The organism is Nocardia sp. NBC_00508, assembly GCF_036346875.1.
Lineage (GTDB): Bacteria > Actinomycetota > Actinomycetes > Mycobacteriales > Mycobacteriaceae > Nocardia.
Window position 1 is genome coordinate 3,213,342 of record NZ_CP107852.1, and the last position, 25,956, is coordinate 3,239,297.

General features: G+C 68.1%; 25 protein-coding genes. 15 read left to right on the forward strand and 10 right to left on the reverse strand.

What is annotated here, in order from left to right:
- Position 1 precedes the first annotated feature (1 nt).
- Genes OHA40_RS14335 through OHA40_RS14345 form a run of 3 tightly spaced genes read left to right on the forward strand, consistent with a single transcriptional unit; the run spans position 2 to position 2,174 of the window.
- Positions 2-559, forward strand: coding sequence for a cytochrome b (locus OHA40_RS14335; protein WP_330233543.1), 558 nt, complete (start codon positions 2-4; stop codon positions 557-559).
- Positions 560-1,834, forward strand: a complete 1,275-nt coding sequence (locus tag OHA40_RS14340) for an MFS transporter (RefSeq protein WP_330233544.1) — start codon at positions 560-562, stop codon at positions 1,832-1,834.
- Between the two features lie 37 nt (positions 1,835-1,871).
- Positions 1,872-2,174: a DUF1905 domain-containing protein gene (locus OHA40_RS14345; RefSeq protein ID WP_330233545.1), complete on the forward strand. Its 303-nt coding sequence runs from the start codon at positions 1,872-1,874 to the stop codon at positions 2,172-2,174.
- A 26-nt stretch (positions 2,175-2,200) separates the two neighbouring features.
- Here OHA40_RS14345 and OHA40_RS14350 read toward each other — a convergent pair whose 3' ends face one another.
- The 3 genes from OHA40_RS14350 to OHA40_RS14360 all read right to left on the reverse strand — a co-directional run bounded on the left by OHA40_RS14350 (position 2,201) and on the right by OHA40_RS14360 (position 3,180).
- Positions 2,201-2,530 carry a hypothetical protein gene (locus tag OHA40_RS14350; RefSeq protein WP_330233546.1) on the reverse strand — a complete coding sequence of 110 codons (330 nt, stop codon included), beginning with the start codon at positions 2,528-2,530 and terminating at the stop codon, positions 2,201-2,203.
- Positions 2,531-2,672: 142 nt separating this feature from the next.
- Positions 2,673-2,969, reverse strand: coding sequence for a hypothetical protein (locus tag OHA40_RS14355; protein ID WP_330233547.1), 297 nt, complete (start codon positions 2,967-2,969; stop codon positions 2,673-2,675).
- On the reverse strand, positions 2,956-3,180 hold the full coding sequence (locus OHA40_RS14360) for a hypothetical protein (protein ID WP_063016531.1): 225 nt from the start codon (positions 3,178-3,180) through the stop codon (positions 2,956-2,958). The genes OHA40_RS14355 and OHA40_RS14360 overlap by 14 nt, the downstream gene beginning before the upstream one ends.
- Before the next feature lie 141 nt (positions 3,181-3,321).
- Here OHA40_RS14360 and OHA40_RS14365 point away from each other — a divergent pair, with 141 nt between their 5' ends.
- Positions 3,322-4,110, forward strand: coding sequence for an alpha/beta fold hydrolase (locus OHA40_RS14365; RefSeq protein WP_330233548.1), 789 nt, complete (start codon positions 3,322-3,324; stop codon positions 4,108-4,110).
- Between the two features lie 27 nt (positions 4,111-4,137).
- Here the strand turns inward: OHA40_RS14365 and OHA40_RS14370 are convergent, their stop codons facing one another.
- On the reverse strand, positions 4,138-4,902 hold the full coding sequence (locus tag OHA40_RS14370) for a crotonase/enoyl-CoA hydratase family protein (protein ID WP_330233549.1): 765 nt from the start codon (positions 4,900-4,902) through the stop codon (positions 4,138-4,140).
- Positions 4,903-5,082: 180 nt separating this feature from the next.
- Between OHA40_RS14370 and OHA40_RS14375 the strand changes: the two genes are divergently transcribed.
- The 4 genes from OHA40_RS14375 to OHA40_RS14390 all read left to right on the forward strand — a co-directional run bounded on the left by OHA40_RS14375 (position 5,083) and on the right by OHA40_RS14390 (position 9,538).
- Complete coding sequence (locus tag OHA40_RS14375) at positions 5,083-5,838, forward strand: crotonase/enoyl-CoA hydratase family protein (protein WP_330233550.1); 756 nt, start codon at positions 5,083-5,085, stop codon at positions 5,836-5,838.
- Positions 5,839-6,016: 178 nt separating this feature from the next.
- Positions 6,017-7,123: a DUF4185 domain-containing protein gene (locus tag OHA40_RS14380; protein WP_330234169.1), complete on the forward strand. Its 1,107-nt coding sequence runs from the start codon at positions 6,017-6,019 to the stop codon at positions 7,121-7,123.
- 93 nt (positions 7,124-7,216) lie between these two features.
- Entirely contained in the window at positions 7,217-8,410 is a 1,194-nt protein-coding gene (locus OHA40_RS14385; RefSeq protein ID WP_330233551.1) for an erythromycin esterase family protein, read from the forward strand.
- Positions 8,411-8,863: 453 nt separating this feature from the next.
- The gene (locus OHA40_RS14390; RefSeq protein ID WP_330233552.1) at positions 8,864-9,538 is read left to right on the forward strand and encodes a class I SAM-dependent methyltransferase; all 675 of its coding nucleotides are present in this window, start codon (positions 8,864-8,866) and stop codon (positions 9,536-9,538) included.
- 140 nt (positions 9,539-9,678) lie between these two features.
- On the opposite strand, the gene OHA40_RS14395 is transcribed toward OHA40_RS14390, so the two are convergent.
- Positions 9,679-10,269 (reverse strand): alpha/beta hydrolase family protein, encoded by a 591-nt coding sequence (locus tag OHA40_RS14395; RefSeq protein WP_330233553.1) that lies wholly within the window; start codon positions 10,267-10,269, stop codon positions 9,679-9,681.
- 270 nt (positions 10,270-10,539) lie between these two features.
- On the opposite strand from OHA40_RS14395, the gene OHA40_RS14400 reads away from it, so the two are divergent.
- From OHA40_RS14400 to OHA40_RS14410, 3 genes are all read left to right on the forward strand, one after another.
- Positions 10,540-12,375 (forward strand): acyl-CoA dehydrogenase, encoded by a 1,836-nt coding sequence (locus tag OHA40_RS14400; RefSeq protein WP_330233554.1) that lies wholly within the window; start codon positions 10,540-10,542, stop codon positions 12,373-12,375.
- Positions 12,376-12,637: 262 nt separating this feature from the next.
- Entirely contained in the window at positions 12,638-13,387 is a 750-nt protein-coding gene (locus OHA40_RS14405; RefSeq protein WP_330233555.1) for a helix-turn-helix domain-containing protein, read from the forward strand.
- A 68-nt stretch (positions 13,388-13,455) separates the two neighbouring features.
- Complete coding sequence (locus OHA40_RS14410) at positions 13,456-14,541, forward strand: DUF4185 domain-containing protein (protein WP_330233556.1); 1,086 nt, start codon at positions 13,456-13,458, stop codon at positions 14,539-14,541.
- A gap of 63 nt (positions 14,542-14,604) precedes the next feature.
- Here the strand turns inward: OHA40_RS14410 and OHA40_RS14415 are convergent, their stop codons facing one another.
- Complete coding sequence (locus tag OHA40_RS14415; RefSeq protein WP_330233557.1) at positions 14,605-16,251, reverse strand: VanW family protein; 1,647 nt, start codon at positions 16,249-16,251, stop codon at positions 14,605-14,607.
- Between the two features lie 570 nt (positions 16,252-16,821).
- Here OHA40_RS14415 and gnd point away from each other — a divergent pair.
- Complete coding sequence (gene gnd, locus OHA40_RS14420; RefSeq protein WP_330234170.1) at positions 16,822-17,850, forward strand: phosphogluconate dehydrogenase (NAD(+)-dependent, decarboxylating); 1,029 nt, start codon at positions 16,822-16,824, stop codon at positions 17,848-17,850.
- A 68-nt stretch (positions 17,851-17,918) separates the two neighbouring features.
- Here the strand turns inward: gnd and OHA40_RS14425 are convergent, their stop codons facing one another.
- Positions 17,919-19,241 (reverse strand): acetyl-CoA C-acetyltransferase, encoded by a 1,323-nt coding sequence (locus tag OHA40_RS14425; protein WP_330233558.1) that lies wholly within the window; start codon positions 19,239-19,241, stop codon positions 17,919-17,921.
- 209 nt (positions 19,242-19,450) lie between these two features.
- On the opposite strand from OHA40_RS14425, the gene OHA40_RS14430 reads away from it, so the two are divergent.
- The gene (locus OHA40_RS14430) at positions 19,451-20,809 is read left to right on the forward strand and encodes a 3-oxoacyl-ACP reductase (RefSeq protein WP_330233559.1); all 1,359 of its coding nucleotides are present in this window, start codon (positions 19,451-19,453) and stop codon (positions 20,807-20,809) included.
- Positions 20,806-21,696 (forward strand): MaoC family dehydratase, encoded by an 891-nt coding sequence (locus OHA40_RS14435; RefSeq protein ID WP_330233560.1) that lies wholly within the window; start codon positions 20,806-20,808, stop codon positions 21,694-21,696. Before OHA40_RS14430 ends, OHA40_RS14435 begins: the two co-directional genes overlap by 4 nt.
- A gap of 78 nt (positions 21,697-21,774) precedes the next feature.
- Here the strand turns inward: OHA40_RS14435 and OHA40_RS14440 are convergent, their stop codons facing one another.
- From OHA40_RS14440 to OHA40_RS14450, 3 genes are all read right to left on the reverse strand, one after another.
- Entirely contained in the window at positions 21,775-23,052 is a 1,278-nt protein-coding gene (locus tag OHA40_RS14440; protein WP_330233561.1) for a DUF5685 family protein, read from the reverse strand.
- 109 nt (positions 23,053-23,161) lie between these two features.
- Complete coding sequence (locus tag OHA40_RS14445; RefSeq protein WP_330233562.1) at positions 23,162-23,761, reverse strand: TetR/AcrR family transcriptional regulator; 600 nt, start codon at positions 23,759-23,761, stop codon at positions 23,162-23,164.
- Between the two features lie 166 nt (positions 23,762-23,927).
- The gene (locus tag OHA40_RS14450) at positions 23,928-25,088 is read right to left on the reverse strand and encodes a glycoside hydrolase family 3 N-terminal domain-containing protein (protein ID WP_330233563.1); all 1,161 of its coding nucleotides are present in this window, start codon (positions 25,086-25,088) and stop codon (positions 23,928-23,930) included.
- 390 nt (positions 25,089-25,478) lie between these two features.
- Between OHA40_RS14450 and OHA40_RS14455 the strand changes: the two genes are divergently transcribed.
- On the forward strand, positions 25,479-25,952 hold the full coding sequence (locus OHA40_RS14455) for a universal stress protein (RefSeq protein WP_330234171.1): 474 nt from the start codon (positions 25,479-25,481) through the stop codon (positions 25,950-25,952).
- Positions 25,953-25,956 lie beyond the last annotated feature (4 nt).

The window sequence follows — 25,956 nt, forward strand, 5'->3', positions numbered from 1 at the left end:
GATGACGCTGCGCGAACGCACCGTCGACACCACGCGCTTCAGCGTTGTCGCGCGAATTCTGCACTGGACAATGGCAGCCCTGATCCTGGCGATGATCGGTATCGGCGCGGCGATGGTCGGCTACCTCGGCGCCTACAACCGGTTACTGACCTGGCACAAAACCATCGGGCTCGCCATCCTGCTGCTCGCTGTCATCCGCATCGCCTACCGCATCCGCCGCCGGCCACCACCGCAGATCGAAACTATGCGGAAACCCGAGCGGCTCGTCGCGACCGGATCCGAGATCCTGATGTACGCGCTGTTCTTGGCTCAACCGCTCGTCGGGTGGGCACTGGTTTCGGCATCCGGTATTCCCATCCACATCCTCGCAGGTCTGCGCGTTCCGGCGATCGCGCAGACCGATCCCCAGCTCTATGCCGCGTTGCGGACCCTGCACAGCGCGCTCGCCTATCTGCTGCTGCTCGCGCTGACCGCCCACATCTGCGCGGTCGCTTTCCACGCAATGGTCGTGCGCGACAAGCTACTTCGCCGCATGACCTTTCCGATCCCCCGCCGATAGATGGGCGGCCCAATCGACCTCGGAATCGTGCTGGTGGGCGCGACCCTGCGCGCGCCGTTGACCAGCGTTGGACCACTGATGCCGGTCATCACCGGCGACACCGGCCTATCCAGCGCGTACGCGGGGCTGCTCACAGCGCTGCCGCTGCTGATCTTCGCCGTAGTCCCGGTGCTGGTGCTGCGCACCGTGCATCACGGGCCTGAACGGCTCGTGCGGCTCGCGCTGGTCGCGATGCTGGTGGGGCTGGTGGTTCGCTCGACGCCCGGGCAGACATGGCTGTTCGCCGGGACGGCGGTGATCGCGGTGGCGATCGGGTTCGCGAATGTGCTGCTGCCCGCGATCGTCCGCGGCAGCGTCTCTTCCGCGCGTGTCACAGCGGTCACCGGCGCCTGGGTCGCGGCGATGTGCGCGGCGGCGGCCGTTTCCTCCGGGATCGCCGTTCCGTTGGCCGATGTTCTGCCTGGCGGGTGGCGCCAGGCGCTCGCCGCCACCGCACTGCTGACCGTCGCCGCGTTGCTGGTGTGGCGGCTTCGGACCGGACCCGTCGCTGAGCCGCTTACCGTCCGCCGGGTGCCGATGCCATGGCGTTCGGCCTTGGCCTGGCAGGTCAGCGCTTTCATGGGTCTACAGGCGCTGGGGTTCTACACCACGCTCGCCTGGCTACCCAGCATCCTGCACGACAACGGGGTGACGCCGCGGACCGCCGGCTGGTCGCTGTTCGTCTTCCAGATCCTCGGCTTGGCGGTCATCAACGCGATGCCGTGGCTCACCCGCACAGCCGCGGCGAAACGGTGGCTTGCGGTCGCCGCCTCGGTACTCGATGCCGCAGGGTTCCTGCTGCTCGCGCTCGCCCCCAGCTCGGCTCCGCTAGCGATCTTCCTGCTGGGTGCAGGAGCTGGGGCGTGCCTGGCCATGGCCATGGCATTTCAGAGTGAACGCGCCGGTGATATCGGCCAGGCGGCCGCGCTGGCCGCCATGGCCCAGACGGTCGGGTTCGCCATGGCCGCCGCGGGACCAACCCTGGTGGGCGTGCTCCACACCCGAACACACGGTTGGGCACCCGCACTGGTCGCGCTCACCGCGATGACCCTGGTACAGGCGGCCGCGGCAGCCGGAGCCGGGCGGTCCGAAGTTGTCCGGCCCGATCGGCATGTGGGTCTACCGATGATCCGGTACGGCCGATTCGGCGGCATGGCAGCAGGCCCACCCGTGACCGCGAAGCCCGCCGCCACGCACCCGCCCGGGACACCGGGCCTCGAGCAGGAGCGTTCCTAGTCGTTTTGCAGTCGGTGCCGCCAGCTACAGTCGCGACGTGGCTGGTTCGCAGTACTCGTTCACGGCGGAAGTGTGGGAGCACCACGGGGATAGCGCATGGCATTTCGTGTCGCTTCCCGAGGACGTGGCCGATGAGATCGAGGAGCGGTATGCGCAGCGGGCGGGCGGGTTCGGGGCCGTGCGGGTGCATGTGGTCGTCGGCAACAGCCGATGGTCGACGTCGCTGTTTCCGGACAAGTCCCGGGCGACCTACGTGCTGCCCATGAAGAAGGCGGTGCGGATCGCGGAAGGGCTGGAAGCGGGTTCGGCCGCCCGGATCGAACTCACTGTCGCCCTGTGAGGTCCGAAAACGCCGCCTCGATCTGATCAGCGCGGCTGCGCCGCAGACATGCACTCACCGGCGATCCGGCCGCTGGCGGCGCGCGCCTTGTCCGCGTCTTCCTTGGTCATCCCCAGCGTCTCCTGGTTGGGAGACTTCGCGTCGTACTCGTCGCTGATCATGACCCGCAGTCCGGCCTGCGAAATACCCTGCTCGACGAACACCTTCGCGGCGCAGTCGGCCAGTTGCTTGTTCTTGAGGCCTTTGTCCTGCAGCGATTGAGCGAGATCGGCCTGCGTCACCGTGGCCGCCGCCGTGTCCTTGTCGCTGCCGCATGCCGCGAGCACCGGCAGCGCGATCAGCGCCGCGGCGATCATGCAGATCCGCACCTGACTCCTCTTCCTCGACTGGCCACCGTCAGTGGCGAGGCCACCATAATGCCCCACGGCGCCCAGCGGTAGTCGTCCGCCGTGCCCAGCCTCGGATACCTTGCCGGACAATGCTTTACGTGACCGGTGCTCACAGGTCCATGGCCGCTCGCAACGCCGTGTCGAGCCGCTCCAGAGTCTCGGGGTCCACCACGTCGACCCGCTCGGCCAGCCAACCGCGGAAGATGCGCCCGATATTGCCTGCATGTACCCAGCCGTGATCCTGCACCGGAACCGCGAGGATGTCCTGCGGATCCTCCTCGATCACCTCGGCGGCGATCAGCCACGGACGCGGCGATTCGTTGATGCCATCACTGCTGATCAGCACGACCGTTCGGCGGCGAGGCGAACCATGCGGGTTGTAGATCCACAGTTCACCCCGACGCACGCATCGCCTCCTCCGCGGCCGCCAGCTCTGCCGCGTCCGCCGCGGCCTCCGCGGTCACGTCCGAGACCGGACCGACGCCGGTACGCACAGCTTCCCGCCGCGCGGCCTTCGATATCCACGCCGAGGGCGACATACCCGCGCGGGCCGCGGCCTGCTCTGCGTACGACCACGCGGCTTCGTCGAGCGAGAGGGTGACCTTACGGGTTGCCATACCAATTATCGTACCGGCCATGCCGGGACCGGCGCCAGGCCAGTTCTCCCAGCAAGCGCGGTGCTCAGCGATGGCTACAGTATCGCGGCACGGCGCGGCGGATTGGAACTGATGGCTGGTGACCGCTGTTAGGGTTGGCGCATGACGACGTTGCACCATCACCGGGTCGGCGCGGGGGAACCGCTGGTGCTGGTACACGGCGTCGGAAGCCGGTGGCAAATATGGGAGCCGATCATCGACACCCTCGCCGCTTCGTACGACGTGATCGCAGTCGACCTGCCGGGTTTCGGTGGATCGAATCCGCTCGCGCACACCACCGTCGACAACCTCACCGACGCGTTCACCGAATTCCTCGCGGCGCAAGGAATCGATCGGCCGCATTTGGCGGGCAATTCGATGGGCGGTCTGATCGCGCTGAATCTGGGAGCGCGCGGGCTGGCCCGCTCGGTCACCGCGTTTTCGCCGATCGGTTTCTGGGACACCGCTGGTCGCGTGTGGTGCCAACAGTCGCTGGGCAAGTCACAGGCGCTCGCGCGTCTGGTCCGGCCCACGCTCCCGTTCGTGCTCGGAAACGCCGTGGGCCGGACCGTATTCCTCTCGCTGATCTTCGGCAAGCCCTGGGCCCTGGACGCCCAGGTGGCGTTGGAAACCGCTGTCGGCGCGGCCGAGGCGACCGGATTCGACGAGGCGCTCGCCTCGTTCACCGACGCACGGCTGTACGAAATCGGCTCGCTCGCCGAGATTCCGGTGACTATCGCCTGGGGTAACCGCGACATCCTGCTCACTTACGCCACCCAGAGTCGCAGGGCCCGTCAGTTGCTGCCGACTGCCGAACACGTCACGTTGCGCGGCAGCGGCCACAGTCCGTTCCCTGACGACCCCGCCGCCTGCGCACAGGTCCTGGTCGAGACGATCAGTCGGGCGCGGTAAGCGTCCAGGCCGCCGGGCGCGGCACTCTCAGTGTCCCTGCCATTGCGGTTCACGCTTCTGCGCGAACGCCAGCGCACCCTCGGCGGCGTCCTTGGAGAACAGCGCGGGCAAGGCGATCTCACCCTGTCTCGCGAACGCCTCCGCGATCGGCCAATCCGGTGACTCGTCGATGATCCGCTTGCTCGCGGCCACCGCGAGCGGTGCGGCCGCGACGATCTCGCCCGCCAGCTCCAATGCGGCGGACAGCGCGGCGCCGGGCTCGGTGACCCGGTTGACCAAGCCGAGCTGGTAGAGCCGTTCGGCGCCGACCCGTCCGCCGGTGAGCGCGAGTTCGGCGGCCATGCTGCGCGGTAGCCGCTGGGTCAACCGCAGCACGCCACCGCCCGCGGCGACCAGACCGCGCTTGACTTCCGGGATGCCGAATTGCGCGTCCCGCGCGGCGACGATGAGGTCACCCGACAGCGCCAGCTCGAAACCACCGGCCAGCGCGAAGCCCTCGACCGCCGAGATCATCGGCTTCGCCGGGGGCTTCGCCGTGATGCCGAGCGGACCGCGGGTCTGCGTGATCGGCATCTCGCCCTTCGAGGCGGCGACGAGATCCATTCCGGCGCTGAATGTTCCGCCCGCGCCCGTGAGCACGAGCACGCGTGCGGCCGCGTCGGCTTCGAACGCGTCGACGGCGGCCTCGATGGCCTGCGCTGTGGCCAGGTTGATCGCATTGCGCGCCTCGGGACGGTTGACCGTCAGCACGGTGATCGCATCGCGCCGTTCGACATCTACCAGGTCGGTCATGGCGCTCCTCTCGGTGAGCGGGGTGAACATATCCACGGCGTCGTCGGCGTTCTCGCCCAGCGGGTCGCCCGCCGGCCGCCGCGGTGGTGTCGGTATCCGACTCCCGGACCAGTATGCGGGTCCCGCAAGTACGCAGCACAACAGCTTCCGACAGAACTGACTCGTTAGTAATATTCGAGAATGGATACCAATATCGCGCTGCGGTTCGAGAACGAGCGGGCTTATGTCACGCTCGACCGGCCGGACAAGCACAACGGACTGACCGTCGACATGATTAGCGGACTGATTTCTAGTGCGAAAACAGTGGCCCGTCGCCGCGAAGTGCGCGCGGTCGTCCTTTCCGGCAATGGGCCTAGCTTCAGCAGCGGTCTGGACATTGCGGCGGCCTCCAGCGATCCTCTGGCAATTATGCGCAATTTCGTGCCACTGCCCTGGCGTGGCACGAACGCCTTCCAAGAGGCGTGCTGGGCGTGGCGCCGCCTGCCCGTCCCGGTGATCGCGGCGGTTCACGGGCGCTGCTACGGCGGCGGACTCCAACTCGCACTCGCCGCGGATGTCCGTTTCGCCCACCCCGGCGCGGAGTTCTCCGTAATGGAGGCCAAGCACGGCCTCGTCCCCGACATGACCGGCGCGGCGACACTGTCCCGGCTGGTCGGCTTGGACAAGGCTCTCATGCTCACGATGACCGCGGACACCGTCGACGCCGCCTACGCGGCGAGAATCGGCTTGGTCACCGAGGTGGTCACGGATCCGGTCGCCGAAGCGGAGAAGCTCGCCGATCGCATCGCGGCCCGACCGCCGCACGCTGTCGCGGCCGCCAAGCGGCTCTTCGAGAAGAGCTGGCAGGCCTCGCCGCGGCGCACCTTCGCCGTCGAGCGTGCCACCCAGCTCCCCTTAATTGTGCGAAAAGCTGTCAGCAATATGACAGCAATATAGCTTTACGCTAACCAATGTGAGACAGAAGCCCCGAACCCGCCGGTTCCGCTGCTACCATTTGCACGATTTGCCAGCCAGTCGAACCAGCGGTGCGAGGCACACTGCGAAGGAGTCTGTGTATCGCGGGACGTCTGTGTTTCGCACCGCCCTCGGCAAGAAACCGGAGGGCTCACAGACATTGATCAGGACCGCATCCTTGCTGCTCTCGGCGCTGGCGGGTGTCTCGGCCTTGCTCTTCCCAGCTACTACCCCCGCCATCGCCAACCCAAACGCCATCAACCCGATTCCCGTGCTCAACGGCACGACCGGACTGCCCAATCTGGTCGGCCGTAGCAGAGCGGTATTCCAGGTGACGGGTATGGCCAGTCCGAACAACACCCAGAACTACAACGTTCTCGGGACCGACCTGGGCATCATGTGGGACAACGGGCACGGCGAAATGCTCACCGCGTTCGGCGACACCGCAGGCTTCGGCTTCCCGAATCTGCTCGCGGGCAGCATGTGGGCCTGGCGCAGCAATATCCTGCTCCGCAGCCACACCACGCATCCGGCCGAGGGCATCTATTTCGACAGCGTGGTCCGCGACATGCTCGGCCAAGCGCGTGACCTGATTCCCAGCCCGAAGATTCCCTTCCTGGAGATCAGCCGCATTCCCACCGCGGGCATCGCGGTCGACGGCGCGCAGTACATGAGCTTGATGTCGGTGCGGAGCTGGGACGACGTGGGCCGGTGGAGCACCAACTTCTCCGGGCTGGCCGTCTCCGGCGACAATGGCGAGACCTGGGCGGAATTACCGGAAACCCGCCGCCCGAACGAGGGCGGAAACGCCAACTTCCAGATGAACGCGTTCCTCGCCGACGGCGCCTACATCTACGAATACGGCACCCGATCCGGACGCAATCACACCGCTCATGTGGCTCGGGTCCGCGCGCAGGACATCGCAAATCTCGGCGAGTACGAATACTGGGACGGCGACCGCTGGCGTAAGAACGACGTGAACGCCGCGGCACCCATCATGTGGGGTGTCGGCGAGCTGTCGGTGATGTACAACTCCTATCTCGGACAGTTCATTTCGCTCACCACCGACCCGTTCAATTCCGTGGTGATGCGCCGCGCCTCCTCTCCGGTCGGCCCGTGGAGCGCACCCGAAGTGCTGATCGACACGCGAGAATTGCCGAGCGCGTACGCACCATCGATCTTTCCGTACCAGACAGGCCGCGACCTGTACTTCCTCACGACGGTGCACAGCCAATACAACGTCGTGCTGATGCGCACGACCCTGTAGCGCGTGCCACACCGATCCAACGCGGCTTGACCTCAACAACGGTTGATGTATGAGGCTGAACCGCGTTGGATCGTTCACGTCTCGGGAGGCTTCATGCTCACCACCACAGTCGACGTCCGCGCCTGGCTGCGCGACAACGCCATTGCGATCGACAGCACCGACCCCGACTTTCTCGGCCCGGACCTCGACGCACTGATCGCGCGGCTCGGCGCCGCGACGGTGGTCGGGCTCGGCGAGTCGACGCGGTTCTCCCGGCAGACCTTCGGAGTGCGCGAGCGGATATTCCGCGCCCTGGTCGAACGGTATGGCTTCCGCGCGTTGGCGATTCAGGACAGCGCGCGTTCCGGCGAACGCTGGGACCGTTTCGTCACCGCCGGAGACGGCGACCCGGAAACGGTGCTCGCCGGTGCGTGGCGCCCATGGCGAACCGAGGAATCGGTAGCGACGCTGCGCTGGATTCGCGCGTACAACCTGGCCCATCCGGACGACCCGGTGCGAATCTTCGGCGTCGAACCTCCGCACGCCGAGCCGAGCGACTACGACGCGGTGCTGGCGTACGTGCGCGACACGGCTCCGGACCGGTCGGCCGCGATCGAGGCGCACCTCGCACCGATCCGCACGGCGCATCAGATCGACGAGCACGTCCAGCGCCATCAGGGCATCCACCCCGGACGACCGTTCGCCGAGCACGCCGAGGACGCCGTCGCCCTGCTCGAGACGTTGCCGGACACGCCGGAACGCGTCACCGCGCTCGCCCACGCCCGCCTGATCCTCGACTTCCACCGGCAGAGCGTCGCGAGCCAGGGCTTCGCCCGCGATGAGCGTCCGTCCGCCGAGACAGTGCTGAATCGGCAGCGCACGACCGGCGCCAAGATCGTCTACTGGGACGGGCTCGCCCATACCACCAACCTCCCGATCTCTTTCGGTCCGGCCGAATTCCGCGGCACCGGAAGCCATTTGCACGACCACTTCGGCGACGCATACGTGTCGGTCGGCATCGGCTTCCACCACGGCGACCTCGGCGTGGCCGTGGCGCCCGACCCGCTGCCCGACCTGGTCGACGCCGCGCTCGGCGCCGTCGAGCTGCCCGTGTACTACCTGGACCTGCACACCGACGCGCCGGAATCGGTGCGCGCCTGGCTGGCCGGTCCCGCGAAGGTACGCACCATCAGCGGCGTCTACGACCCGGCCGCGGACGCCGAGGCGAACATCCGGCTGGCATCCCTCGCCGCAGCGTTCGACGTGCTGATCCACGTCCGCGAGACCGCGCCGGTGCACTGGCTGTAATTTTTGGCCGCGACTTCGTCGCGGCGTGTTCGCGGCTGTGTCTGATTTGCAGCGCCTGCGGCGCTGCGTGTTCGCGGCCCCCTTATGGCTCGCGTCCGAGCGACCGCCGCTGGCGACTTCGTCGCGGACGCGGCGGCCGCTCGGACGCGAGCCGGGCCGCGAACAGGGAATGCTCGGTCTCGCTGCGCTCGAAAACGGGGGTCAGGCCGATGCCGGTTGCGGTGGGGTGGTAGAGGCGGGATCCAGGTGTTTCGCTGTTTGGCTGGGGGCGGCGTCTTGTCTGGTGGCGGTATCTGTGGGCCACTCGGATGGGAGGAATCTGGGGAAGCAATCGGACGGGAGAAGGGCGATCGGGTGGATGTTCGGTCTGACTTCGCTCGCAAACGAGCGGAGTTGGTTGCATCCGCTGGCAATCTCGGGGACCGCCGACCCTGAGTCAATAGACTCGCGACTATGGATGCGGCCGATTGGGACGAGCGCTATGCGCAAACGGAATTGGTCTGGGGCGCACCGCCGAACAACACCGTGGTGGAACATGTCTACGGATTGGAACGGCGATTGCCGCTGCAGCCCGCCACACCTGACGGCGAACCGCTGGAGTTCCCTCGCGCACTCGACTTGGCGTGCGGTGAGGGCCGCAACGCCCTATGGCTGGCCACGCACGGTTGGCAGGTGCACGCGGTCGATTACTCCCAGGTGGGCATCGACAAGGGGCGCACGGTGGCGTCACGACTGTCCCGCTCGGTCCGCGGTCGGATCACCTGGCAGTGCGCAGACGTCACCGACCTGGGCGCGGCGGGTGTCACGGGGCCGTTCGAGCTGGTGCTGATGGTCTTCCTACACCTGCCCGTCGAGCAGCGCCGCGCGGTGGTCCGTAAGGCGGCAGGCCTGCTGGCTCCCGAAGGCACCTTGTTCGTCCTCGGCCACGACACCACCAACCTCACCGACGGCTGCGGCGGCCCCCAAGAACCCGCCATCCTCTTCACCCCCGACGACATCGTCGCCGACCTCGGCCCCGCGATCGCCGCCCACCGCATCAGCGTGCGCATCGCCGACCGGGTCTACCGACCGACCGAAGCCCGCGAAGCCATCGACGCGCTGGTCATTGCCACCCGGCCCGCCGAATAGGCGGCAACAGAGCCCGGCCGCTGCTCCTGACGCGATGCTGGTCGCTGCGCCCCGGCCTGCCGCCGGGGCGGTGCCCACCCCGTGGATTCCGCGACCCGACCTGCCCCGCACGCTCACCTGGGCAGCGGGTACCGGCCGGCTCAGGACCAGCGCTCCAACCACGGGGTGACGGTCTCGGCGATGAGATCGAACCCGGCGCGGAAAGAGTGCGGCTGGCCAGGGATGACCCGCACTTCGGCGGCGTCGGCCGGATCGGGAATGCCGAACGGGTCGTTGGCGCCGTTGACGACCACCACCTCGATGTCTCCGGGGGCGACCAGCTCGTCCCGGCGGGAGTTCTCCGGCTTGCCCGGCGGGTGCAGCGGGAACGAAAGCGCGAGCACGCCGCGAGCCCCGGCCGCGACAGCCGTGCGGCAGGCGACCCGCGCCCCATTGCTGCGCCCACCTTGGATCAGGGGAATGCGCTTGCGGCCGCGTAGCCGAGCGACGATCTCTAGCCACGCCTCGTCCTGCTTGACCGCCGAACCAGGTGCGCGACGCCCGGCGACCCGATACGGCTGCACCACCCGCGCCACCGCGCCGCCCAACCGCAGCGCCGAATCACGCACCACGAGAAGGTCTTTCGAGTCCACTCCGCCACCAGCACCATGCGTGAGCAGCAGCAGGAACGCGGGCCCGCGCGGCTGCTCGAGCTCGACCTCGGCCGGTCCGGCATTCGTCTCGATGCGCACCGTCTTTATTGTGCATCGCCTGCGCGCTGAGTGTTCGCTACCCTGGTGGCTCGCGTCCAGGGCCGCGCCGAATGCGCGTGCATCAAACACTGTAAAACGCGTCACATTGCCTGCTCAGTTCTTTGCGCGTTCATTACCGACCGGTAATATGGCGCATAAGTTACCCGCGAGTAGCATGCGGAAAACCGGCACGGCTACCCGGTGGAGCGACAACGGGCGGGAACGGCAACCAACCGACCGCACCAACTCAACGGAGAGTGAGTACTGACAATGGGTCACTACAAGAGCAACGTCCGCGACCTGGAGTTCAACCTCTTCGAGGTCTTGGGCCTCGGGTCCATCCTGGATAGCGGCGCCTACGGCGATCTCGACGCGGACACCGTCAAGGAGATGCTGAACGAGGTGCGTCGCCTGGCGGAGGGCCCGCTCGGTGAATCGTTCGCCGACGCCGACCGCAACCCGCCGGTCTTCGACCCCGCGACCCACACGGTCACGCTGCCCGAATCCTTCAAGAAGAGCTACCGCACCCTCCAGGATGGCGGCTGGGACAAGCTGGGCATCACCGAGGAGCTCGGCGGCCTGCCGATCCCGCGCGCGGCCTACTGGGCCATTGCGGAGCTGCTTCTGGGTGCGCAGCCGGCCGCGTTCATGTACGCCGCCGGCCCGGGCTTCGCGAACATCTTCTACAACAACGCCACCGAAGAGCAGAAGGGCTGGGCGAAGATCGCCGCCGACCAGGGCTGGGGCGCCACCATGGTGCTGACCGAGCCCGATGCCGGTTCCGACGTGGGCGCCGGCCGCACCAAGGCGATCCAGCAGGAGGACGGCTCCTGGCACATCGAGGGCGTGAAGCGCTTCATCACCTCCGCCGACTCCGACGACCTGTTCCCGAACATCATGCACCTGGTGCTGGCCCGCCCCGAGGGCGCGGGAGCCGGCACCAAGGGCCTGTCGCTGTTCTTCGTGCCGAAGTTCCACTTCGACCACCAGACCGGCGAACTGGGCGAGCGCAACGGCGCCTTCGTCACCAACGTCGAGCACAAGATGGGCCTGAAGGTCTCGTCCACCTGTGAGGTCACCTTCGGCGGGCACGGCATCCCGGCCAAGGGCTGGCTGGTGGGCGAGGTGCACAATGGCATCGCGCAGATGTTCGACGTCATCGAGCACGCTCGCATGATGGTGGGCACCAAGGCCATCGCGACCCTGTCGACCGGCTACCTGAACGCCCGCGACTACGCCAAGGAGCGGGTCCAGGGCGCGGATCTGACCCGGATGACGGACAAGGCCGCGCCGCGCGTGACCATCACCCACCACCCGGACGTGCGGCGCTCGCTGGCCACCCAGAAGGCGTACGCCGAGGGTTTGCGCGCGGTCTACCTCTACACCGCGGCGCACCAGAATGCCGATGTGGCACAGCTGGTTTCCGGTGCGGACGCCGACCTGGCCGCCCGCGTCAATGACCTGCTGCTGCCGATCGTCAAGGGTGTCGGTTCGGAGCGGGCCTACCAGTACCTCACCGAGTCGCTGCAGACCCTGGGTGGTTCCGGCTTCCTGCAGGACTACCCGATCGAGCAGTACATCCGGGACGCGAAGATCGACTCGCTGTACGAGGGCACCACCGCCATCCAGGCGCAGGACTTCTTCTTCCGCAAGATCGCCCGCGACCGCGGCGTCGCGCTGGCCCACGTGGCCGGCCAGGTGCAGAAGTTCATCGAGTCCGAGGCGGGCAACGGCCGCCTCAAGGGCGAGCGCAAGCTGCTGGCCACCGCGCTGGAGGACGTGCAGGCCATGGCCGCCACGCTCACCGGCCACCTGATGGGCGCCCAGGAGCAGCCGAGCGAGCTGTACAAGGTCGGCCTGGGTTCGGTGCGCTTCCTGCTCTCGGTCGGCGACCTGCTCGTCGGCTGGCAGCTGCTGCGTCAGGCCGAGATCGCCATCGCCGCGCTCGACAACGGCGCGACCGGCGCCGACCAGGCGTTCTACCAGGGCAAGATCGCCGTCGCGCAGTTCTTCGCGCGCAACATCCTGCCGGAGCTGACCGCCACCCGCGCCGTGCTGGCCACCCTGGACAACGACCTCATGGAGCTGGACGAAGCCGCCTTCTGATTCAACTCGCACACCGCATAAAAGGCGCAGCCGGGTGTAGCCCGTCCGAAGACTGCGCCGGGCCGAGCGAAGGCGAGGCAGCCGCACACGACGGCCCGGAGATCATCTCCGGGCCGTTTGTCGTCTAGGTTGTCGATTCGTGACGTCCGATCACGGCTCCGTGCCGATGCTCTCCGGTAGATTGCGTGCTCCCGGGAGGCGGCAGGAACCTCCCGATTCACATAGTTCGGCACGGAAAGTGCCGGCAGAGGTGCCCGAGGTGATGCGCAACGCGACTGGGATCGGCGCTTACTTGCGCGAACGACGACTCGCCGCTGGATTGACGGCCACCCACCTGGCCGAACGCGCCGGACTCGCCGAGCCGGTGCTGGACCAGGTCGAAACGGGCGCGGTCACGCCGAGTTACCCGCTGCTCGAGCAGCTGTTCGACGCGCTCGAAGTGCCGACCTGGTACCGCAGGCACATCGTCGTGCTGACCTTGCCGAACTTCTTCGAAGCCGCCTACGGACCAGGACCCGAGGTGCCGACCCCCGACGACCGGGCCGACCTGCACAGCCTTCCCGATCCAGCCTGCTATCAGCGGATGCCGACGCAGGATCTGGTGGCCGCGAACTCCGCCTTCGAGCGGACTTTTCCGGGAGCCGTCGCGCGATCCACCATGCTGGAGTGGATGTTTCTGGACTCGGCCGCCAAACGGGTGATGGTGGACTGGGCCGTCGAGGCGCAACTTCTGGTCGACGCCTTCCGCATCCTGTCCCCCCTCGCGCTGCGCGAGCGCGTCGAGGAGATCGCCGAGCGCTGCCGCCGCTCCCCCGATTGGGACCGCATGTGGACCACCGAGGTTCGCTCCGCGGACATCCCGCGCAGCAGAGTTCAGATACGCGACCTCGCCACGCGCCGGGTCCGCACGATGAGCATGCGGGTGTACAGCCCCGAGCTGCCGCAACGGCCATGGTGGCTCTACCGGCTGGTGCCGATCGAACGAACGCGTGGCGCGTACGCGCCGAGGTAGGCGACATCCTGGCGTCGAACAGGCACAATGAGCCAGCAGACTGCGTCCCACGAGAAGGGAATTGCCGGATGACTCGATCGCTGTCCGCACTTGTCGGCGCCGGTGCGCTCGCCGCGGTCCTCTCGCTCGCCGCCGCCGCGCCGGTCGGAGCCGACCCCAACAACGTGATACCGATCCCAGCCCTCAACGGCATCCACGGACTGCCGAACCTGCCCGGCCCGACCAAGGCCGTGTTCCAGGTGACCGGCATGGACAGCCCGAACCGCACCGAGAATGTCAACGTGCTCGGCACCGACCTCGGGATCATGTGGGACGACGGCCATGGCCGGATGATCACCGCCTTCGGCGACAGCGCGGGGCTCGGCATCCCCAACCTGCTTGCGGGCAGCATGTGGGCCTGGACCAGCAACGTGCTCTTCCGCAGCTCGACACACGACCCGGCCAACGGCATCCTCTTCGAGGACGTGGTGCCGAATCCGTTGCCGAGCCCGAAGATTCCCGGCATCGAGATCAGTTTGATCCCCACGGCGGGCATCTCGGTGGGCGGTGTGCAGTACATGAGCCTGATGTCGGTCCGCGAATGGGGCGACCATGGCAAGTGGCACACCAACTTCTCCACGCTGGCCGCCTCGAATGACCGCGGCACCACCTGGACGCCGCTCACCCACACTCGCCGCGCCAACGTCGACGGCCACGAGAACTTCCAGCAGAACGCCTTCCTGAAGGCGGGCGGCTACATATACCGCTACGGCACTCCCTCCGGCCGCAACAGCCCCGGATTCGTCTCCCGCGCAAAAGAATCCGATATCGCCAACATCGACGCCTACGAATACTGGGACGGCAGAGAGTGGAAGCCCACCGACGCCAAAACCGCGGCGCCGATCGTCGGCGGTGTGGCCGAACTATCGGTGATGTGGAACGACCACCTCGGCCGGTTCGTCATGCTCACCACCGATCCGTTCAACAGTGTCGTCATGCGTACCGCGTCCGCCCCCGAAGGGCCGTGGAGCGAACCCCGGGTACTGATCGAAGCCCACGCCCTGCCCACCGCCTACGCCCCGATGATCTTCCCGTACCAAACCGGCAGTGATCTCTACTTCCTGGTCACCCAGCACACCCAGTACAACGTGCTGCTGATGCGAACGCCGCTGTGAAGCGCGAATTGCCACAGGTTCGAGCGACGAGCCCTGCCGACGCACACCCTTCAGCGGACTCGCTCACTCGCACTTCACGACCGGAATCGGGTCGTACTTCACCGTCCGCGTCGTACGGGAGACTTCGCGTCCGGTTTTGCGGTCGGTGATAACGCGGGTGTCGGTGATGGTGAAGCCGGGGGCGCCTTCGGAGGCGATGCAGTCCTTGCCCTTGGGCAAGGTGATGGTCTTGGGTTCGGTCGGTTTGGTCTTCTCGCCGGTGACGGATTCGACGTCCACCGACTTGGTGCCCCACAACCGGACGGTCACCTCCGAGTCGGTGACGAAAGCTTCGACGTAAACGCCGGTTTGGCTGTTGTTGCGGAATCTCAGGTCGATCGCGCCGTCGAAGACGGTTGCCTCGCGGGCGGCCGGGTAGCGGGAGATGTAGTAGCTGTGCTCGGTGTGGCCCGCGTCCTCCATACCGGCGAAGTACGCCGCGTTGTAGAGCGTGGTGGCGAACTGGCTGATGCCGCCGCCGACCGCGGTGCTCGGTCGGCCGTGGTCGATGATGCCGGACTCGACGTATCCTTCCGCGGTACCGCGCGGGCCGGTGAATTCGTTGAGCGAGAACGTTTCTCCCGGCTTCACGATCGCACCGTTGACCTTCCTGGCCACGGTGCGGATATTGACACCGGACGGTCCGCTGAATCCGCTGGTGGTGAACGAACCAACGGACTCGATGATGCCGAGGCCTTGTGCCGCCTCGGTGGTCACTTTCGGTTCGATTCGCTCGTAGACCGCCTGCCCGGTCCGCTCGCCGGGGGCGACCAGCAGCGCGCTGAACTGTTCGAAGGTCTTCGGCCAGTTGATCTTGTCGCCGATCACCGCTGGAACGACCGCCGGTCTACCGCCCGACAGCGCGAAGGTGGCGTCCTTCGGTTCGACTTCCGAAGGCGCGAGCTGCGGTGCGAGCAGGCCGATCGCGGCGTCCTGGTTCACCGACACCGCGAGACCGCCCTGTCCGTCCGGCGCGAAGGTCAGCACGGACGCGATCTGCTCCGGCTCGAGCTCGGCGCCCGCGCCCTTGCCCGCGAACGTGATCGGCGCCTGCACGGCGGGCTGCGCGATCTCGCGCAAAGCCTTGTCCACCGCGTCCGGGCGCACGCTCTGCGGCGCGGGAACGACCGGAAGATCCAGCGCCGCACCGGCGATCCAGTTGTCGACCAATTCCGCACGCGCGGAGGCGGCGTCGAGCACCCGGCCCGGAACCGGCGGTACGGCAACAGGTCTGGCCTTGTCGAAGGTGATGGTGCCCTCGACCGTGGGGCGGTCGTGCACCCGCAGGTCGGACAATTGACGGTCCAGTGCCGGTTCGTCCACCGCGCTGACGATCGCGACGTCGCGGGTGGTGAACACGGAGGCGAGCCGGGTGAACGGGTTGAGCGGCTGCGAGCCGATCCGCGTCCAGGTGGCGTTCCAGTCCACGGAGAGCCCGGCCGAACTCGGCACGATGCCGGTCTGCACGTCACCGATGCGCAGCGGTAGTTCCCGGCTCGCTCTCGGCTCGAGTTCGGCCCGCAGGGCGGTATCGGCCGCGGACTTGTCCATGCCGCCGATGTCGACGCCCGCGACGACGGTGCCGCGGGGCACGTCACCCGAGGACAGCACCCAGTCCACCGCGTATCCGAGACCCGCGATCGCGAGCACCGCGCCGGCCGCGATGCCCACACGGCGCACCATGGCGACAGCCGGGCGCTTCGGCGGCGGGTCGGAGATCGGACGGCGCCCGGGTGGCCGCCGCGGCGGCGGAGGCGACGGGCGCCGGGGGCCGGTATGCAGGGGCTGAGTGGGCAGCGCATCGCCGCGCCACCCGACCGATTGGTCTGATTCCTGGGGTCGGTCCGCCCCGAGGAGCTGGCGCCATCCGACATCGCCCCCCGCTTGGGGGCCGCGGTCTCCGGTGCTCGGCTGGCTCGTCACGAACCGTCCTCCACGTTCCATTGAATTGTGGACCCACACGATGCGAGTCCCCACCAACGATAGTGGCCCTTACCGACGGGGTCGGCACAGCACGGATATGCAGCAAATCCCGTGCAAAGAACCGGGTACAGCACGTTCACGCAAAGAGGCCCGCGCAGTTGCCGGGTCGGGGGTCTGGCAACTGCGCGGAGCCGTCCTGTTTATCGGGGTATCGAAGGGGGCGTTACACGCGCCGGACAAACCGTGATCGAAAACACGCGGGAGAATCGAGGAGGACGACCCCGCCGCAAGACTTCGCATATGAGGGAGATGGATGGCATGCAGCTGGGAATGATCGGCCTCGGCCGGATGGGCGCCAACATCGTGCGTCGGATCGTCACGGACGGGCACACTGCCGTCGGGTACGAACGCCGTGCCCAGCACATCGACGAACTGCGCGCCGAGCTCGGGGACGGCTTCCAGGGCAGCACCGACCTCGCCGAGTTCGTGAGCATGCTGGAGACGCCGCGCGTGGTCTGGGTGATGATCCCCGCGGGCGCGACCGGCTCGGTGATCGACCAGGTGGCCGAACTGCTCGAGCCGGGCGACATCGTCATCGACGGCGGCAACAGCCGCTACCACGAGGACATCGAGCGAGCCGAGCGGCTGCGGCCGAAAGGCATCCATTACCTGGACATCGGCACCTCGGGCGGAGTGTTCGGCCGGACCCGCGGGTTCTGCCTGATGATCGGCGGCGAGGCGGAGCAGGTGAAATACCTGGATCCGCTGCTCAAATCCATCGCGCCGGGTCTGGAGGCGGCGGAGCGGACGCCCGGACGCTCCGGCGAGCCGTCCACCGCCGAGCTGGGTTATCTGCACTGCGGACCGGCGGGCGCGGGGCACTTCGTGAAGATGGTGCACAACGGCATCGAGTACGGGGCCATGGCCGCCTACGCCGAAGGGTTGAATATCCTGCACAAGGCCAACTACGGTGCCGAGCACGCGGGCGAGTTCTCCGCGGAGGAGACGCCGCTGGAGCACCCCGAGTACTACCGGTACAACATCGACGTGCCGGAGGTCACCGAGGTGTGGCGGCGCGGTTCGGTGGTCGCCTCCTGGCTGCTCGACCTCACGGCGGCCGCGCTGCACGCCGACCCGGACCTGGAGTCCTACAGCGGCCGGGTGTCCGATTCCGGCGAAGGGCGCTGGACGATCGATGCCGCCATCGATACCGGCGTGCCCGTGCCGGTGCTCGCGGCCGCCTTGTTCGCGCGGTTCTCCTCGCGGGGCGAGGCACTGTACGCGGACAAGATGCTCTCGGCGATGCGCGAGGCGTTCGGCGGGCACATCGAACTCCCCGGCAAGTAGCCGCACAGCGACGGTGGCCCCTCCTGCGCGGTGGCCACCGTCGCTGTGCGCAAGTACTTCAGCGCGGGCTAGTACTCCAGGATGGCGACGACGCCCTGGCCGCCGGCGGCGCAGATGGAGATCAGCGCGCGGCCGGACCCCTTCTCCGCCAGCAGCTTCGCGGTGGAGGCGACGATGCGGCCGCCGGTCGCGGCGAACGGGTGCCCTGCGGCCAGCGACGAGCCGTTGACGTTGAGCTTGGCGCGATCGATCGAGCCGAGCGCACCGTCCAGGCCGAGGCGCTCCTTGCAGTAGGCGTCGGACTCCCACGCGGCCAGGGTGGCCAGCACCACCGAGGCGAACGCCTCGTGGATCTCGTAGTAGTCGAAGTCCTGCAGGGTCAGGCCGTTGCGGGCGAGCAGGCGCGGCACCGCGTAGGTGGGCGCCATCAGCAGGCCGTCGGGGCCGTGGATGTAGTCGACCGCGGCGACCTCGCTGTCCACCAGGTGGGCCAGTACCGGCAGGCTGCGCTCGGCGGCCCACTCCTCGCTGGCCAGCAGCACCGCGGAGGCGCCGTCGGTCAGCGGGGTGGAGTTGCCCGCCGTCATGGTCGCGTCGCCCGCCTTGACACCGAAGACCGGCTTCAGGGTGGCCAGCTTCTCGACCGAGGAGTTCGGCCGCAGGTTGTCGTCACGAGTCAAGCCGAGGAACGGCGTGATCAGATCATCGAAGAAGCCGCGGTCGTAGGCGGCCGCCATGTTCTTGTGCGACAGGTAGGCCAGCTCGTCCTGCGCCTCGCGCGCGATGCCGAATTCCTTTGCGGTGATAGCGGCGTGCTCACCCATGGACAACCCGGTGCGCGGCTCGGCGTTGCGTGGGATCTCGATGCCGAGCATGCTCGGGCGCAACTGGCCGACCAGCTTGAGACGGTCGGTGTTGGTCTTGGCGCGGTTGGCGTCGAGCATCCACTCGCGCAAGCCTTCGCTGACGCCGATCGGCGCGTCGGAGGTGGTGTCGGTGCCGCCGCCGACGCCTGCTTCGATGCGACCCGCGGCGATCGCGTCACCGACGGTGACGATCGCCTGGAGCCCGGTGCCGCAGGCCAGCTGCAGATCGTGCGCGGGGGTGTAGGGGCTGAGCTTGCTGCCGAGCACACTCTCCCGGATCAAGCCGTGCTCGCCGACCCGCTTCAGCACGGCGCCGCCGGCGACCATGCCGAGCCGCTCGCCTTGCAGGCCGAAACGGCTGACCAGGCCGTCCAGCGCGGTGGTGAACATGTCCTGGTTGGAGGCGTGTGCATACGCCTTGTCCGAGCGAGCGAACGGAATCCGGTTGCCACCCACGATCGCGACCGGGCGGGTGGTCTTACCGGTCTTGGCGGTGCTCTTCGCCGAACGGGCTTTGCTAGTCACTCGAGTCTCCAAGGTCTCGTGGATGGATGTCCCGGCGGCCCGGTTCGGCGCGGAGGCTTCCACGCAGATCGGCGCACCGTCGCGGTTGTTTACATTGAACTTACTCTGGAGTAAGTTCAATGTCGATACGTACCCCGCAAAAGTGCGCTAGCAGACCACGTCGGGGCGACCTCCAACCCGAGAGACAGAACTCAGAAAAGGTAGGAATAGTGGCAGCCAGCAAGAGTAAGGGTGCTCCCAACCTCTACGGATCGTTCGTACACTCCGCTCCCGGCGCGTTCCTGGCCAGCAAGCTCGGCCTGCCGCAGCCGGAGGCCTTGCGCCGCTACGTCAAGGGCGCGTCGCCGCTGCCCGGTCCGGTACTGCTCGGCGGCAAGGGCCGCGTCGCCGAGCCGGTCCGCGCGCTGCTGTCGAACTACACCTTCGCCGACGCGCTCAGCCCCGAAACCAAATACGGCGCCTTGGTGTTCGACGCCACCGGCATCGGCACGATCGAAGACCTCTCGCAGCTGTTCGAGTTCTTCCAGCCCGCCATGCGCAGCCTCGCTGCGTCCGGGCGCGTCGTGGTCATCGGCACCACGCCCGAGCTGGCGTCCAGTGTGGACGAGCAGATCGCGCAGCGCGCGCTGGAGGGCTTCACTCGCTCGGTGGCCAAGGAGCTGCGTCGCGGCGCGACCGCCCAGCTGGTCTACCTGCACCCGGAGGCGTCGGCCGCCGCGACCGGTCTGGAGTCGTCCCTGCGCTTCCTGCTCTCGGCCAAGTCGGCGTTCGTCGACGGTCAGGTCATCCGCGTCGGCAAGGACGACGCCGCCGCCCCCGCCGACTGGGACCGCCCGCTGGAGGGCAAGGTCGCCGTGGTCACCGGCGCGGCGCGCGGCATCGGTGCGACGATCGCCGAGGTGTTCGCCCGCGACGGCGCGCAGGTGATCGTGGCCGACATCCCGGCGGCGGGCGAGGCGCTGTCGCAGACCGCGAACAAGGTCGGCGGCACCGCGCTCGCGCTCGACGTGACCGCCCCCGACGCCGCCGAGAAGCTGGCCGAATTCGCCGCCGAGCGCTTCGGCGGCATCGACATCATCGTGCACAACGCGGGCATCACCCGCGACAAGTTGCTGGCGAACATGGACGAGGGCCGCTGGAACGCGGTCATCAACGTGAATCTCGCCGCGCCGCACCGCATTACCGAGGGACTGGTGGCCAGGGGCGCGCTGAAGGAGGGCGGTCGCGTGATCGACGTGTCCTCGATCGCGGGCATCGCGGGCAACCGCGGCCAGACCAACTACGGCGCTTCCAAGGCGGGCGTCATCGGCATGGTCGCCGCCGAGGCGCCGAAGCTGGCGGAGAAGGGCATCACCATCAACGCCGTCGCGCCCGGCTTCATCGAGACCGCGATGACCGCCGCCATCCCGTTGGCAACCCGTGAGGCGGGTCGTTTGATGAGCTCGTTGCAGCAGGGCGGCCAGACCGTCGACGTCGCCGAGACCATTGCCTACTTCGCGGGCCCGGCCTCGAACGCGGTGACCGGCAACGTCGTTCGGGTCTGCGGGCAGAGCCTGATCGGAGCATGATGGCCCACGTCTCAGCAGCGGGGGAACGGACACAGGTGATCACCCTCACCGGGCCGCCGAAGAACAGCCGTCTGTTCGCGAAAGCGGCGCTCGGCGCGGTACCGCTGTTGTCGGCGCGCAAGCCGACGCTGCCGGACCGGGCAGTTCAGCTGGAGGGTCTGCGGGTCGATCCGGATCATCTCGCCGCCTACTGCCGGGCGACCGGTCTGCGGTTCGGCGACGCGCTGCCGCTGACCTACCCGTTCATCCTCACCTTCCCGCTGGCCATGCAATTGGTGGTGGCGCGGGACTTCCCATTCGTCGCGGTGGGTGCGGTGCACGCGCAGAACGTCATCGAGCGCACTCGCGACATCTCGGTGAGCGAGCCGCTGGACATCCGCACGCATATCGAGAATCTGCGCGAGCACCCGAAGGGTCTGCTCGTCGACGCGATCAGCGACGTCAAGGTGGGGCGTGAACTGGTGTGGCACCAGGTCACCACGTTCCTGCACCAGCAGCGCACCTCGCTGTCGGGCGGGCCGAAGCCGGAGCCGCAACCGGAGGAGGTCCCGCCTCCGCCGCTGCGCGCGATGCGCGTGGACCAGAAGACGATCACCCGGTACGCGGCCGCGTCCGGTGACCACAACCCGATCCACACTTCCGCGTTGGGCGCCAAGGCATTCGGCTTCCCGAGGTCGATCGCGCACGGCATGTGGTCGGCGGCGACCATTCTCGGCGCGGTCGAGGGCCGCATTCCGGAGCAGACCACGTATTCGGTCAAGTTCGGCAAGCCGATTCTGCTGCCCTCCACCGTGAACGTGTACGCCGATCAGGGGGAAGGCGGCTGGGACCTGGCGCTGCGCCATCCGAAGAAGGGGTACTCGCACCTGACGGCGACCCTTCGCTGAGCGACCGGAGCCGCCGCCCGATGCAGCTGAATCGGGCGGCGGTTTCGTGTCTTTCAGTGGGTTCGCCGCCAGCGGCGTTCAGCAGTCGCAGCCACAATCGCAGTTGCAGCAGCCACAGTCGCCGCAATTGCAACAGCCGCAATCGCACTCGCCGCAATCACTGCAATCGCACCGCTTGATCCAGGCGTCCTTGCGTTCGCCGGTGCACGGTCGTGTGTGGTCGGCGCAGCAGGCGTAGCCGGTGCAATACCCGCCCAGGATGAGCGCGAGAGATTCACCCACTCCGGGACGGCGGGTCGGTGGCCGATGACCGGTGCCGCGCACGTGGGCGCGGATCTCGGCGTGCGGCAGTCCGGCGGTGTCGCGCGACACCGAGCAGGTGTGCGCGGCGAGCATCCCGAGGCCGCCGCCGATTCGCCGCAGCACCGAGGTCAGCGGATCGAGCAGCATCCACCGCACGGTGGGCACTCGGCTCAGCTCGGCTGCGGCGATGGCGGTCCGCAAGCGCGAATTCGATTGCCGTAGCAGGTCGTATGCCTCGCCCACCGCGGTTCCGGTGGCCGCGAGCGGGTTGAAGCGATGCTGCGCCGAATCATCGTCGAAGTCGGCGACAGCGTCGGCCAGATGCGCGATCCGGCCGAACTGCCACCCCGCCTCGCGCAGGGCCTCGATATTGTCCGGGCAATCGGCCAGCACGGCGGTGTGGGCGAAGAACGCCGACGCGCACAGCTGGGTGGGCGCGGTGAGCCGGGCCAGCGGATCGGCCGATGGCGCCATCGCCGACTGCCAATGCGGCGAGGTGGCAAGCGATTCCGGCACGTACGCGTTCGTCCGCCGCACGGCCGCACCCGAAACGCCTGCGGCGACCAGCTCTTTCGCCTCCTGCTCCAGTCGCACCTGGGCCTCGAGGGCCGCGGCGAGAGGTTCGACGTCCAGGCCGATCCGCGCGGCGCCCGCGTGTGCGTCTGCGGCCCATCGCGTCGCCGCTTTCGCCAGCGGACCGCGCGCGAGGGCGGCCACCTCCCCGTCATCCACGTGATCGCGAATCTTGGCTGCCGCCAACAGCAATGAGGCTGTGGTGGCCAGCTGCACACCGGGCGAGTCAGCGGCGGCCACCGACGCGCGCCGCATTCCGCGCAGCGGGCACGGCGCCGCCGTGGTGCGCCGCGCCGAACCGGACTGCGCCTCGGTGAGCATGCTCAGCACCAGCGCGTCCTTGTTGGTGGTGGCGCGGGCGAATTGACCGTGCCCGTCCCGCAACCCGAGACACAACCCGCACAGATGCGCACGCCATTCCGTGCTATCGATGCCGTACTTCTGAGCGCCGTGCGCACACGGCCTGAGCAACCCGAACACTTCCGCCCCGTTCCCCCGGCTCGACCGAATGAGCCGGTCCGCGTTTGTCGAACTCACGCACTCTGGCAGGAGGGCGGCACGGAAGCAACCGGCCTGGGCAAAAGCGGGGCTACTCGGTCTTCTTGCGGCCGGCCAGACCACGCCAGGCCAGATCGTCGAGGAGATCGACGGCTTCGGCGACCTCGATGCGTCCACTGGCCAAGCGGTCGGCGATGGCCTCGCCCGCCCCGATGACGGCGACGGCGACGACATCGAAGTTCGTTCCCGGCTCGGCGTGCTTGGCGCTGGATTCCAGCAGCTTGGCGGTCAATTCGATGACGCGCTCGCGTGCGTTCTCGATCTCCGACGCGAACGCCTGCTGACCGATGGCCTGCCGGTAGAGCACCTGCCAGGAGCGGCGATTGCGGTCGACGAAGCCGAGGAAACCCTCCAGCGCGGTGCGGACCTGCTCGTGCGGCGACAGCAGCGGGTTGCCCGCCGGCACGACGGATTCGATGAAGCGCATCCCCTCGCGCTGGATGCACGCGCGGAACAGTTCGTCCTTGGAGCCGTAGTACAAGTACAGCATCGGCTTCGAGATCTTCGCCTCGGCGGCGATCGCGTCCATCGAGGTGTCGTGGAAGCCTCTACGCGAGAAAACCTCCACCGCGGCGTCGAGCATCTGCTGCTCGCGTACCGCCCGCGGAAGTCGCTTCGTTCCGCCCGCCATCCACACTCCTACCACAGGTGAACCTCATATATTACTCCAAGGTAAGTTCCGGCGGTCCGATTTGCTCACCAGTCGCCCGCCCCCGCCGTGCGGCTGCCTCGCCTTCGCTCGGCCCGGCGCGGGCTGTAGGCGGGCTTCGCCCGGCGGTGTCCTTCATGCGGCTGCCTCAGCAGCGCGGCAACACACCCTTGAAAGCGGCCATCCGCAGCACCGAGGCATCCACCTGCGTCATCGGCAAACGTCCACTCGACACCGCCTGCTCCAGCCGGTCGAGCACTCGCGACACCGCGTCGGTGGTGATCCACAGAGCGTTGTCGGCGCCGGCGACGAGTGCGGCCTCGACAGCGTCCTCGATCGACATCCTGGCGGTGATCGCCGCCATCCCGCCCAAGTCGTCGGTGAAGATCGGGCCCTCGAACGGCGCGGCGCCGTAACCGCGACCCTCGCGCAGCAGCGCCATCGTCTCGGGGCTGATGCTGGCCGGGACATCCGGGGTGGTCAGGCCGGGCACGTCGAGGTGGCCGACCATGACCGCCGCGCCCGAGCCGATCAGATCGCGGAACGGCACCAAGTCCACGGTCTGCAGCTGCGCCAGCGGCGGAGTGCGCACCGCGCCGGTGTGCGAGTCGCCGGAGCCGGACCCGTGCCCCGGGAAGTGCTTCATCACCGTGCCGACACCGACCTCACGCATGGCCCGGATGTAGGCGTCCGCGTAGCTGGTGACCACGGCGGGGTCATCGGAGAAGGAGCGGTCGCCGATCACCGTGTCGTCGGGCTGGGAGCTGACGTCGACATCGGGGGCGAAGTTCACCGTCACGCCGACGTCCTTCAGTGCACGCCCCCTGGCCAGCGTCGCGCTGTAGAACTGCTCGGGGCTCATAGTCTGCGCCGTCACCCGCGCGGACGGCGCCGGGCCGATCAGATCGCGAACGCGCGAGACGCGACCGCCCTCCTCGTCGATGGTCACCATGAGCGGAACCTTGGCCGCCTCCTTGACCTGCGTGATCTCGCCCGACGCAAGCAACGACTGGTCGGTCCATCCGCCCACGAAAATGCCGCCGATCTGCTCGTTGCGCACCACGTTCGTGGCATCGGCCGCCCCGGTGACGCCGACCGTCAGCAACTGGGCCAGCTTCTCGCGGGTGGTGAACTGCGCGAGGTACCCGGCAGTGCAGTCCGGCGGCGCCGCGGACGTGACCGGGACCGCGGCAGTCGGCGCGTCCGGTGTGGTGCTGCTCGGCGACGCCGAATCGGAGGAACCGCCGTTCGTGCAGGCGGTCGCGATGGCGGCGAGAACGGTGAGGACGAGCAGAGGCGTCTTCCGCATAGAGGTCAACCGTACTCGCCGCGGTATGGGCGACAGCAGCGGCTGGGCCCCTACAAGGGCGGGCAACTCGCGGACTCGGATGCGACGGCGGCCCAGCCGCGTGTGGCGTCGGTCCAACGGACGGCAATGCGGTTGGGGTCGTGGGGGATCCGTCCGCTACCGCCGAAGTGGCTGGCACACCGGGCGCGGTCGAGCAGCGACCAGACCGCTCGTGCATTTCCCATCCGAGGCCGAGTCGGGGCGACTGGGCTCGGGAACGAGATCGCTGCGGCGCTACCGCATGCGACTCGGCTGTGTTCGCGCAGGTCGGGGACGGTGTGCCAGCGGATTCGGGTCGGCCGAGCGGGGTAGTCTCTTGGTGTCGCCGTGCGTCTCCCTCAGGAGGTCACCGTGCCCTGCGATCTGATGCTCATCGCCTACGACGGCTCCGACAACGCCAAGCGCGCCATCGAATACGCCGGGCGGTTCCTCAGCGCGAACCGAGCCATCGTGCTGACCGCGTGGGAACCGATGGTGCGCCAAGCCGCTCGACTCTCCGGGCTGTCTGGTGTCATGCAACCGGAATGGGTGCCCGACGACCAGATCGAGGACATCGCCTACATCGACGCTCGCGCCGTCAACTCGGAGGGCGTGCGGCTTGCCGAGCTGGCGGGCCTGAACGCCGAGGCGCGGACCGCGGAATGCACCACGACCATCTGGAACGCCATCGTCGACTACGCCGACGAACTGGACGTCGACATCATCGTCGCGGGCACTCGCGGCGCGACCGGTATCCGCGCGCTCCTGCACAGCAGCGTCGCCGACGCCGTCCTCAAGCACTGTCATCGCCCCGTCCTGCTCGTCCCGCCCGGCAAGAATCCCTGACCCG